Genomic DNA, 11,889 nt, shown 5'->3' with positions numbered 1-11,889 from the left:
GGGTTTGTCATCAGTCTGGGATATGTTAAGCATACCTATTTTTTTAGATGAGATTGAAGAGTAATGGATACTACTTATACCGCCCCAATTACTGTGCTTGGTGCAGGATCTTACGGTACTGCTTTGGCAATTGCCTTATCGCGTAACGGACATAAAACTTATTTATGGGGGCATAACCCACAGAAAATGGCAGTAATGGCAGCAGCTCGCCAAAATCACGAATTTTTACCTGATATCCCATTTCCAGATGCTTTAGAGATAGAAGCTGATTTATCCCAAGCGTTGCAAAAAGCCAAAGATTTACTGATTGTTGTACCTAGCCACGTTTTTACAGAAGTCTTGCAACAAATAAAACCTTTACTTACGTCTGAGCATCGTATTATCTGGGCGACTAAAGGGTTAGAGCGAGATACAGGACGATTATTGCAAGAGGTTGTATTGCAAATTTTAGGGCAAAACTACCCGCTTGCTGTGTTATCAGGTCCAACTTTTGCGAAAGAGTTAGCACAAGGTTTACCCACAGCGATTTCTCTAGCATCGGATAACCCTATTTTTGCTGATCAAATGCAACAGCGTATTCACTGTGCAAAAGCCTTTCGAGTTTATCTCAATAGCGATATGATTGGTGTTCAGTTAGGCGGGGCAATTAAAAATGTTATTGCGATTGGGGCAGGTATTTCTGATGGAATGGGCTTTGGGGCAAATGCTCGCACCGCATTGATCACGCGAGGTTTAGCTGAAATAAGCCGCTTAGGTGCATCTTTAGGAGCAAACCCAACCACTTTTATGGGAATGGCAGGATTAGGTGATCTGGTTTTAACCTGTACTGACAACCAATCACGCAATCGCCGTTTTGGGCTAATGCTTGGTCAAGGTAAAAATGCCGAACAAGCAATGGCAGAAATCGGTCAAGTAGTTGAAGGTTTTTATAATACAAAAGAAGCCTACTTGCTTGCTCAACAACAGGGCGTAGAAATGCCTATTGTCGAACAAATCTATCAAATGTTATTCTGCGGTAAACAAGCTAATGATGTTGTAAAAGCCTTATTAGGTCGAGAACGTAAAGGTGAATAATCAAATTATAAAGGGGGAAATATGGCAGACATTAATCCACAGCAAATTTGGCAAAACATTCGTGAAGAAGCTCAAGAGTTAGTTAATAGTGAGCCGATGCTTGCAAGTTTCTTCCACGCCACAATTTTAAAACACCATAATCTCGGTGATGCACTAAGCTACATTCTGGCGAATAAACTTTCAAATGCCATTATGCCAGCGATTGCTCTAAAAGAGATTATTGAAGAAGCCTATCACGCAAACCCACAAATTATTACCAGTGCCGCTTGTGATATTGAAGCCGTTCGCACACGAGATCCTGCAGTCGATAAATGGAGTACACCATTACTTTATCTCAAAGGTTATCACGCCTTACAAAGCTATCGAGTAACCCATTATTTATGGAATCAAGGCAGACAAGCCCTAGCGATTTATTTACAAAATGAAATTTCTGTTGCCTTTGATGTCGATATTCACCCAGCGGCAAAAATTGGCTGTGGAATAATGTTAGATCACGCAACAGGCATTGTGGTGGGCGAAACATCGGTAATTGAAAATGACGTTTCGATTTTACAAGGCGTTACCCTAGGGGGAACAGGTAAAGAAAATGGCGACCGCCACCCTAAAATTCGTGAAGGCGTAATGATCGGCTCAGGGGCTAAAATTCTCGGAAATATTGAAATCGGACGCTATTCAAAAATTGGGGCAAATTCTGTGGTACTCAATGCAATTCCTGAATACGCAACTGCGGCTGGCGTTCCTGCTCGAATTATTGGTCAATCCCAAACACAGAAACCTGCTTTTGAAATGAACCAATATTTTGAAAATAATGAAGGTTTACTTGATGGGGCTGGAATTTAGTTTCCTAATAAGAAATAAGCGGTAAGATTAGCAAAATAAATTGCGTAACTTACCGCTTGTCTATTCTCTCTATAAAATAGCACTACCAATTAAAGCAATAATAAAGCCGACTAATCCAATAGAAGTTTCAAGTGCAGTCCAAGTTTTTAGGGTTGTTTTCTCATCCATTTCTAAAAAACGGCTCATCAACCAGAAACCAGAGTCATTAACGTGTGAAAGTACTGTTGCACCTGATGCAATGGAGATCACAATAAAACAGAGATCAAATTGACTCAAATCAGTAGCATTGGCAACGGTTGGGGCAATAAGTGCTGCCGTAGTGGTTAATGCGACGGTTGCTGAACCTTGTGCAACACGAAGTGTAGTCGCAATTAGGAACGCTGCAACAATAATTGGCATCCCTGTATCTGACATCATATTTGATAACACATCGCCAATCCCACTCGCTCTTAATACGCCACCGAACATACCACCAGCACCTGTTACCAGTACGATTGAACAAATAGGGCCTAAAGCATTATTACAGATTTTTTCGATTTGATCGTAACTACGATTATCTCTAAGGAGTGCAATTGCAACCAATAATGTAATGAGTAATGCAATCGGTGTTTTGCCGATTAGGCGTAAACTTTGTACCCAAAGCTCAGAACCATCGATAACTTTGGCAACACTTAATGTATTTAAACCAGTATCAAATAGGATCAAGAAAATAGGGAGTAATAATACAATTAAAACGCGTTTAAAACTTGGAGGGTTTTGTACAGAGGTTTCATTGATAGCATTTGTATTTAAAAATGCTTTAGGTAAATCAACGTGAATATGTTTACTAATAAACATACTAAACAGATAAGTACCAATGTACCAAGTTGGAATTGCACAGACTAAACCAACAATAACTAATAATCCCATATTCACACCTAATAAATCACCTGATGCAACAGGGCCTGGGTGTGGCGGTAAGAATGCGTGCATTACAGCAAAAGCACCCGCAGATGGGAAAGCATAACGTAATACAGAGCCACCAAATTGTTTAGCTACGCTGAAAATAATTGGCAACATTACGACTAAACCCGCATCAAAGAAAATTGGGAATCCGAATAAGAGTGATGCTACCCCTAATGCGAAAGGTGCTTTCTCTTTACCAAATTTATTGATGAGCGTATCGGCTAAAACCTTTGCTCCCCCAGTAATTTCAAGTAAGCGACCAATCATTGCACCAAGCCCCACTAATAGAGCAACTGACGCTAATGTACTACCAAAGCCACCTAATAAAGTAGGTAAGATCTTATCTACTGGGATGCCCGTAGCAAGTGCGGTTAATAAACTAACGATAATTAAAGCCACGAAAGCGTGTACTTTAAATTTCATAATAAGTACAAGCAGTAAAAGAATAGCGGCTATCATTGTAAAAATAAGCATATATCCTCCGATAGGTTTTTTGTTATCGGTAACATAAGTTTATTCACTATCAATGTAAATAGCGTATTACTATTTATTTCAATTTTGTGAAATAGTTCAAATTTTTTGAAAAATATGGATGAATTCTGTATTTAAAATGCTATTTTATATTATACAAATAAGTTATCGGTAACATTTGGAGGTGGTATATGTCAGGAAAAGCATTTATTTTGATGGGAGTATCTAGTACAGGAAAAACATCTGTTGGGACGGCTGTTGCCCATCGTTTAGGGCTAAAACTGATTGATGGCGATGATTTACACCCAAGAGCAAATATCATCAAAATGGGAAGTGGAACTCCACTTAATGACGAAGATCGAAAACCTTGGCTGACTAGAATCAATGATGCCGCATTCAGCCTAGAGCAAAAGAGTGAGAAAGGGATTATTATCTGCTCTGCTTTAAAAAAGCAATATCGAGATTTAATTCGCCAAGGGAATGAAAACATCACATTCTTATTTTTACAAGGCTCATTTGAAACAGTTTTGGCACGAATGCAAAAACGCAAAGGGCATTATATGAAAGTGGATATGCTAAAGAGCCAGTTTGATACCTTAGAAACACCTGATTTATCATTAGAACCTGACGTGATTTTTATTGATATTCAAGGCGATTTTGAGCAAGTGGTTGAACAGTGTGTGGGGGCAATTAAGCCTTTAATTTAGATACTTTCACCAAGATGAATTTGATAACCTAGATTGATGATGCTTTTTTGTTGTGGTAGTCCATTAATTCGATCTAACAATTCTTGAGCTGCAACTTTCCCAATTTCTAGGCGTGGCGTGATCACAGTAGCGAGTTGTGGGGTGAGTGATTGCCCTACATCGTGTCCGTGAAAGCCTGCGATAGCTATTTGCGTTGGAATTTGGATTCCTAAACGCTGGCATTCAAATAATGCCCCAATTGCTAAGTCATCATTGGTACAGAAAATTCCATCTAAATTTGGAAATTGCTTTAAGGCTTGTTGTAATTGGCTTGAACCTAAGCTAAATGAAGACGGCTGTTCTGTTCTTAAACTATGGGGAATCAATCCATATTTTTTCATTGCTAATTCATAGCCTTGCATTTTTAATTGGGTGCGTTTATCCATTCGAGCAGAAAAATAAACAATATTTTTATGCCCACGTTGGATCATTGTCTCCACCATAGCTTGAGCCGCAGAAATATTATCAAAACCCACCGCTTGTTGTATTCCGACTTCACTGCTATCCATAATCTCAATTACAGGAATATGAGCGATTTCTAGCATCTTTCGTGTACGTTCGGAATGATGATTCTCAGATAGAATAATCCCATCAACATTGTAAGAAAGTAGTGATTCAATTCTCTTTTCTTCTTTTTCAACACTATATCCATAGTGAGCCAACATTGTTTGATAGCCTGCTTGATCAGTAATCAGCTCAATCCCTTTAATGACATCGGCAAAAACTTGATTCGTCAAAGACGGTACTAATACACCAATAGCACGACTTTTAGCATTGGATAAAATATCTGGAGCACGATTAGGAATATAACCAAACTGCTCTATTGCTTGAGCAATCCGCTCTTGAGTTGCAATAGCTACCGAATTTGGATTACGCAAATAGCGACTGATAGTCATTTTGGTAATACCAAGATGTGTCGCAATATCTTGTAAAGTCGGGCGTTTATGTTTGGTCATTAGTATGGATTAGAATAAATGGAAAACCAAAAGCGGTAAGATCCTTGCAAAATTTTACAGAAATCTCACCGCTTATAGCGTTTATTTAGCCTTCGCAACTACTGCAACTGAGTAAGTTGCGGTTGAATACTTGGGCTGCACTCATTGAATATTGGTAGTAAATGGATTTTAAACCAAGTTCTTCTGCCGTTAAGTATAACTGGTTGAGATCACGAGCTGGGGTTGCTGGGTGAACCATAATGTTGATACTTTGCCCTTGGTCTATATATTTTTGACGCTGTGCCGCTTGCTGAATCACACTTAATTGACTGATCTCAGAGAAGGTTTTAAAGACTTCTTTCTCTTGATCTGACAGTTGTGAGAGGTGCTGAACAGAACCATCATTAAGTAAAATACTATCCCAAATTTCTTGAGTATCAATCCCTTTATCTTGTAACAGTTTTTCTAAGAATGGGTTCTTATAAACAGTTTTAATTTTCGCTAAATCTTTAACATAATAGTTAGATTTAAATGGCTCAACTGAAGGCGATACGCTGCCTAAAATAAAGCTACTTGATTTGGTTGGAGCAATACTCAATAAAGTAGTATTACGGCGACCATAGCCTTTCAGTAATTCTGGCTCTCCAAAACGCTGTGCAAGTTCTTTTGATGCTTGCAATGTTTTTTCTTGGAGTGTTTTAAAGATAATATTATTCTTCTGCATCGCTTCAAAGCTATCAAAAGCAATATTATTTGCCTGTAAATAACTGTGCCAACCTAATACGCCTAAGCCCAATGCACGATGTCTGCGAGCAAAACGATTTGCACGATCTAAGAATGGAATTTCTGCACTTTTCTCAATAAACTCAGACATCACAACATCTAAGAAATAAGTTAGCACTTCTGGTGCATCGGTATCTTTCCACTCATCAAAGTAGAGTAAATTCATTGATGATAAGCAACAAACAAAGCTCTCATCTGCACTAGAAGGCAACATAATTTCGGTACAAAGATTTGATGCGTGAACGGTCATATTTTTATCTTTGTACACATCTGGGCGACCAGCATTAGCATTATCTTTAAAGAACAAATACGGAATACCCGTTTCTGTTTTACGTTGCAAAAGTTTTGCCCAAAGTTGGCGCTTATATGGATCACCCGCTTTCATTGACTCAAGCCAGTCGTGTCCAACACAAACACCATAGTACATTAATTGAATTGGGTTACCTTCAGTATGAATATCTAGCCACTCATCAATATCGCCGTGTTCAATATCAATATAGCCTGCGAATTGACCTTTACGAGATGTCCCTTGAGAAATCACATCAATGACTGTATCAAACAACTTACTAAAGTTAAAAGAACCGTCTGACTTACCGTTATTTTTGATTGCACTACCACGAGGACGAATATCGCCAAAATAGGCAGAAGTCCCCCCCCCAATTTTGCTCATCATTCCGACTTCTGCGGTTGTTACCATAATTTCGTGAATGGAGTCGCCAATATAGCTACCAAAACAAGAAATAGGTAAACCACGATCTAAACCAAAGTTAGACCAAATTGGCGAAGAGAGAGAAAAATATCCACGAGCCATATAGTGATAAAATTTATCTGCATAGCCTTCAATGCCCAATTTACGCTCGGCGTGTTCGGCAATAAAGCGGATACGTTCTAAGGCAGTTGTGCCTTCTAACAGGTAGCCACGTTGTAAAAATAGACGGCTATCATCATTTAACCAGTGGAAATCTGGACGGTTTTCGTCTGTATAGCCGAGCTCAAATAACTTCGGCTGATAGTAAGCGTTAGAATAAGTCATCGGCGGTAATCTGCTTCATTTTTTTACTGTAATCGGTACTACGTTTGTTAAAGAAATCAGTTTCTTTCGTTGAAATGATCTCAATATCAAACCACTCTGTTTCTTTTAACATTTCAGGATCAATATCGTGTGGCGGTTCTAAGCCTAATGCGATTAAAGAATTATTATAACGGTGCATAATATAGTTCTCGACAGTTTTACGGCTAATAAAGCTCAAATCACCCTCTTCGAAGATCCAATCTAAAATGCCACGTTCAGCTTCCAATGCTTGAGCTGCAAGCAATTTTAATTCTTCATAAAATTCAGGAGTGAACAGGTTAGAATGCTCATCACGCAAAATTTCATAAAGTGCAATGCCAAAACGCCCGTGAATTTCTTCTTCTTTTGACGTTGCTTCAACGGCGTTTGAAATTCCTTTAAATAAATTACGATGCTTATTAAACGACATCATCACAAGGAATTGCCCAAATAACGAGATATGCTCAACAAACAGTGAGAATAATACGAGTGATAACACAAAACGATCCTGACCATCGTCTTTATCACGCATAAAATCTTCCATATAACGAATACGAGCCATTAAAGGTTCAATATCTGTAATTTGTGTGAACATCTCATTTAAGCCTAATTTTTCAAGCAAAAATGAATAAGCATCTTTATGGCGAACTTCACTCTCAGCGAAAGTTCCGCCTACATCATCAATTTCAGGTTTTGGAAAATAACGATATAAATCGCCCCAAAAACGTTTTACGCTCACTTCAACTTGAGAGATTGCAAGCATTGTACGAGTTAGAACGTGGCGTTCGTGATCGTTAATGTTGGTACGATAATCTTGAATATCGCCTGTAAAATTAAACTCGGTATGCAACCAATAAGAGTGGCGAATTGCATCTTTAAATTCGAGTAGTTCAGGGTATTCGTAAGGTTTAATTTGCAAACGTTTTTCAAAAATATTGCGAGACATAATGAATTAGACCTTTTAATTTACAATGTGAAACTGTGGCATATTCTAGAGATATTTTTTCTTAAAACAAGGTCTTGACAAATCGACAATGCGATTAGTTGGTAGTGAGTATTTGATTTTTAAAGGAAAAATTTTTTCGTAAATAACCGTTGTAGAAATCACAACATATTGTTATTTGATATAACCATAATTACAACATATAGTAAAAGCAAGCGGTCGGATTTTCCACTATTTTTGTAAAAAATCATACTGATCCGACCGCTTGAAATTTTAGCATTTTAAGCGATATTTATTTTAATCCATTTCACTCATCAAGCTCGCATTTCCCCCCGCAGCAGCAGTGTTAATGCTGACCGCTTTTTCGTGAACAAGAGGGAATAAGGATAACGCTAAATCAAGGTTTTCCACATAGGTTAAAATAGCCCCAGAACGTGTTGCATAATGTGATTTTTCTTCCACAGAAAGTTGCTCTAACACAATCAGCGTACTGAGATTAGCAAGACTATTCAAATCATCAACAACGATCACATTGCCTGCAAATTGAGTTGCTTGTTTGGCAAGTTCACTACTACGAGTAACCACCGCTTTACTTCCGCATACCACAATGGCAATAAGTGCTTGAATTTGCTGATAAAGTGAGCCATTACCGATTGCAATCACAGGGCGAGATTCAAATCGCATAAAGTTATTTTCCCCGGTAATACCTTGCATTTTGAAGACTTTACCAAGAGGCGATTGACGACTAAGACTTTGGACTAAATCAAGTGCATTTTGGCGTTCTGTGCCAGATAGCACATTATTGATCCCCGTTACAAGTGATGTCGTATCAACGGTTTTTCCACCTTCTAACCCCGTTAATTGCCATTCAGAACGATTTACTAGACGCTGTAAATATAACGGGCCACCTGCTTTCGGGCCTGTTCCAGATAACCCCATTCCGCCAAATGGTTGTACACCTACCACAGCCCCTACGGTATTACGATTGACATATAAGTTACCTGCGTGAATGGTATCAATCCAGAGATCGACCGTTTCATCAATACGGCTATGTAACCCACTGGTTAAGCCAAAACCTGTTGAATTGATGTCTGCCATCACTTGCGGTAATTTATCCGTATCAAAACGAATAACGTGTAGCACAGGCCCAAAAACTTCGTGTTTAAGTTGGCTGATATGATCGATTTCTAATAATGTTGGTGGAACAAAAATACCATTTTGTTCAATTTCAGGCTCAATCGCTACTTGATAATACGCACTTGCCACCTTTTTGATATTCTCAATATGATCTAACAAACGTTGTTGAGCAATTTTATCAATCACAGGGCCTACATCGGTATTGAGCTGTTGCGGTCTGCCTACTTTTAATTCCGCCATCGCCCCTTTTAACATCGTTAAAATATGATCAGCGACATCACGTTGTAAATAAAGCACACGCAACGCAGAACAACGTTGCCCTGCTGAATCAAAGGCAGAGTTAAGCACATCAGCCACAACTTGTTCGCCTAATGCCGAGCTATCAACAATCATTGCATTTTGTCCGCCAGTTTCAGCAATAAGCGGTACGATTTTTTCTGATTTTTGCAAGTTTGCATTGATATGCTTAGCGGTTTCTGTTGAACCTGTGAAAATAACACCGTCCACACGAGAATCGGATACTAACGCTGCACCGACTACTTTCCCACTTCCCGGTAAGCATTGTAATGCCTGCTTTGGAATACCTGCTTGATAGAATAAATTCACCGCATAATGAGCCATTAGTGATGTTTGCTCCGCAGGTTTTGCCAACACAACATTACCAGCGACTAAGGCAGAAGAGACTTCCCCAACGAAAATGGCGAGAGGGAAGTTCCAAGGGCTGATTGCAACCACAATCCCTCTTGGAGAACGATAACCTTCAGGATTTGAACGCACTTCTTTTGCATAATAGCGACAGAAATCGACCGCTTCTCTCACTTCGGCTATCGCATTATTTAAGGTTTTACCTGCTTCACGCACCGCCAAATCAAAAAGTTGTGGCATATTAGCTTCCATTAAATCAGCCATTTTTTCTAAGGCTTCGGCACGCACTATTGGCGAGGTATTTTGCCATTCTGATTTAAATTCACTCGCAAGCTCAAAGGCTTTCGCCACATCTCCTGCTGTGGCATCAACCACTTCGCCTACTAATTGAGAAACATTAGCAGGGTTGTACACAGGGCGGCTTTCTTCTTTTTCTGCTTTACCATCTGCAATTTGTGGGGCAGCGTGATACTCTTGGGTAGCCAGTTCATTCAGTTTTTCTTGTAATTGCTGTAAATGAATTGCATCAGTTAAATCATAGCCTTTTGAGTTTTGACGTTGATCAGCAAAGAGATTGACAGGGAGAGGAATTTTCGGGTGCATTGTTCCTTCTGTTACTGCGGCTTTCTCAACAGGGTCTTTTGCTAAATCATCAATACTTAAATTTTCATCTACAATTTGATTTACAAATGAGCTATTTGCCCCATTTTCTAACAGACGGCGAACCAAATAAGCCAATAGTGTTTGATAAGAGCCCACAGGAGCATAAATACGGCATTGTACATTTAAGTTATTTTCGCCAACCACTTGATCGTAAAGGGTTTCGCCCATTCCGTGTAGGCATTGGAACTCAAAACGTTTCCCTTTAGCTAAATGATAAATGGTAGAAAGTGTTTGAGCATTATGGGTAGCAAATTGTGGATAGATCACATCTTGAGCCGCTAATAATTTTTTAGCACACACAACATAGTTTAAATCTGTATGCACTTTGCGAGAGAATACAGGATAGCCTTCGGCACAATCCATTTGAGCACGTTTTACTTCCGTATCCCAATATGCCCCTTTCACTAAACGGATCATCAACTGACGATTATTTTCACGCGCTTTTTCAATTAAATAATCAATAACGTGTGGACAGCGTTTTTGATAGGCTTGCACCACAAAACCGATACCGTTAAAACCGGCTAAATCAGGATCGGCTAATAAACGATCCATTAAATCTAACGAAAGTTCTAAACGGTCGGCTTCTTCTGCATCAATGTTTAAACCAATATCATACTGTTTTGCTAGTAAATAAAGTTCTTTTAAACGAGGATAAAGCTCATCAATCACCCGTTGGTGCTGTGCCAAACTATAACGTGGGTGAATAGCCGATAATTTAACTGATACACCCGAAGATTTATATACGCCTAAGCCACGAGAAACTGCCCCAACTGCGTGAATAGAGGCAACATAATCCGCATAGTAACGTTTAGCATCTTCTTCGGTAAATGCGGCTTCACCTAACATATCGTAGCTATAACGATAGCCCATCGCAAAACGTTTTTCGCCATTTTGAATTGCTTGCTGAATGGTTTCGCCTGTAACAAACTGCTTACCGAGCAAACGCATTGCCACATCAACCCCTTTACGAATAACAGGTTCTCCTCCTTTGGCAATTAAGCGAGAAAGTGCAGAAGATAGACTACTTTCACTATGGGTAGAAACTAATTTCCCAGTAATCACTAATCCCCAAGCGGCTGCATTAACAAATAAAGATGGGCTATTTCCCGTATGTGAACGCCAATCTCCTTTTGAAATTTTATCTCTAATCAATTTATCTGCGGTAGCAGTATCTGGAATACGCAATAATGCTTCCGCCAAGCACATTAACGCCACACCTTCTTGGCTAGAAAGTGAAAACTCGTGCATCAACGCATCAACGCCACTGGCTTTTTTGCGAGAAACACGCACTTTTTCCACTAATTTTTTAGTAAGAGATTTAATCTCTGCTGAAAACTCATCAGTTTTAGCTTGCTCTAACAGTTGCTGAACTAAGGTTTGTTCATCAATGCGATAATGTTGGCTTAACACAGGGCGAATACCTGTTTTGGGTAATAGTTGATAAGTTGATGTTGGCATATATTTCTCCTTAAAAGTGATGGTCAGCTCTTTTTGCAAAAACATAGACAGAACTGACCGCTTTATATTTAAAATACAAAAAAGACGGAAGGATATATCCCTCAGATTATTGACAAAGTCTTTTTTCATTCGGACGCCAGCGTGGCGTCCCTACAAGGAAAGTTATAACCAATTGAAAAATAACAGATTTTATTTTGT

8 protein-coding genes are annotated in these 11,889 nt (G+C 39.1%); 3 read left to right on the top strand and 5 right to left on the bottom strand.

Annotation, left to right across the window (positions count from 1 at the left end; translation table 11 throughout):
- Positions 1-63 precede the first annotated feature (63 nt).
- Together gpsA and cysE are read left to right on the top strand one after the other, a co-directional pair.
- A complete protein-coding gene (gene gpsA, locus A1D25_RS07385) occupies positions 64-1,074 on the top strand; it encodes an NAD(P)H-dependent glycerol-3-phosphate dehydrogenase (RefSeq protein ID WP_157395055.1) in 1,011 nt (336 codons plus the stop codon).
- A 21-nt stretch (positions 1,075-1,095) separates the two neighbouring features.
- A complete protein-coding gene (cysE, locus tag A1D25_RS07380) occupies positions 1,096-1,914 on the top strand; it encodes a serine O-acetyltransferase (RefSeq protein WP_157395054.1) in 819 nt (272 codons plus the stop codon).
- A 69-nt stretch (positions 1,915-1,983) separates the two neighbouring features.
- Here the strand turns inward: cysE and A1D25_RS07375 are convergent, their stop codons facing one another.
- Positions 1,984-3,333, bottom strand: coding sequence for a GntP family permease (locus A1D25_RS07375; RefSeq protein WP_157395053.1), 1,350 nt, complete (start codon positions 3,331-3,333; stop codon positions 1,984-1,986).
- Between the two features lie 188 nt (positions 3,334-3,521).
- On the opposite strand from A1D25_RS07375, the gene A1D25_RS07370 reads away from it, so the two are divergent.
- Entirely contained in the window at positions 3,522-4,037 is a 516-nt protein-coding gene (locus A1D25_RS07370; protein ID WP_157395052.1) for a gluconokinase, read from the top strand.
- On the opposite strand, the gene gntR is transcribed toward A1D25_RS07370, so the two are convergent.
- The 4 genes from gntR to putA form a co-directional block, all read right to left on the bottom strand.
- On the bottom strand, positions 4,034-5,032 hold the full coding sequence (gntR, locus tag A1D25_RS07365) for a gluconate operon transcriptional repressor GntR (RefSeq protein ID WP_157395051.1): 999 nt from the start codon (positions 5,030-5,032) through the stop codon (positions 4,034-4,036). The genes A1D25_RS07370 and gntR overlap by 4 nt on opposite strands.
- Before the next feature lie 85 nt (positions 5,033-5,117).
- On the bottom strand, positions 5,118-6,827 hold the full coding sequence (locus A1D25_RS07360) for a ribonucleoside-diphosphate reductase subunit alpha (RefSeq protein WP_157395050.1): 1,710 nt from the start codon (positions 6,825-6,827) through the stop codon (positions 5,118-5,120).
- Positions 6,814-7,791: a ribonucleotide-diphosphate reductase subunit beta gene (locus A1D25_RS07355; RefSeq protein WP_157395049.1), complete on the bottom strand. Its 978-nt coding sequence runs from the start codon at positions 7,789-7,791 to the stop codon at positions 6,814-6,816. Before A1D25_RS07355 ends, A1D25_RS07360 begins: the two co-directional genes overlap by 14 nt.
- A gap of 294 nt (positions 7,792-8,085) precedes the next feature.
- The gene (gene putA / locus A1D25_RS07350; RefSeq protein WP_157395048.1) at positions 8,086-11,691 is read right to left on the bottom strand and encodes a bifunctional proline dehydrogenase/L-glutamate gamma-semialdehyde dehydrogenase PutA; all 3,606 of its coding nucleotides are present in this window, start codon (positions 11,689-11,691) and stop codon (positions 8,086-8,088) included.
- Positions 11,692-11,889 lie beyond the last annotated feature (198 nt).

This window comes from Ursidibacter arcticus (genome assembly GCF_009761375.1).
Lineage (GTDB): Bacteria > Pseudomonadota > Gammaproteobacteria > Enterobacterales > Pasteurellaceae > Ursidibacter > Ursidibacter arcticus.
The sequence above is the reverse complement of the archived record's forward strand: the minus strand, read 5'-3'. Positions and strand labels throughout refer to the sequence as shown.

Excerpts from the sequence above, each read along its gene's own strand:
- putA (WP_157395048.1), bottom strand. The coding sequence starts at position 11,691 with ATGCCAACATCAACTTATCAACTATTACCCAAAACAGGTATTCGCCCT.
- A1D25_RS07375 (WP_157395053.1), bottom strand. The coding sequence starts at position 3,333 with ATGCTTATTTTTACAATGATAGCCGCTATTCTTTTACTGCTTGTACTT.
- cysE (WP_157395054.1), top strand. The coding sequence starts at position 1,096 with ATGGCAGACATTAATCCACAGCAAATTTGGCAAAACATTCGTGAAGAA.
- gpsA (WP_157395055.1), top strand. The coding sequence starts at position 64 with ATGGATACTACTTATACCGCCCCAATTACTGTGCTTGGTGCAGGATCT.
- A1D25_RS07355 (WP_157395049.1), bottom strand. The coding sequence starts at position 7,791 with ATGTCTCGCAATATTTTTGAAAAACGTTTGCAAATTAAACCTTACGAA.
- A1D25_RS07360 (WP_157395050.1), bottom strand. The coding sequence starts at position 6,827 with ATGACTTATTCTAACGCTTACTATCAGCCGAAGTTATTTGAGCTCGGC.
- A1D25_RS07370 (WP_157395052.1), top strand. The coding sequence starts at position 3,522 with ATGTCAGGAAAAGCATTTATTTTGATGGGAGTATCTAGTACAGGAAAA.
- gntR (WP_157395051.1), bottom strand. The coding sequence starts at position 5,032 with ATGACCAAACATAAACGCCCGACTTTACAAGATATTGCGACACATCTT.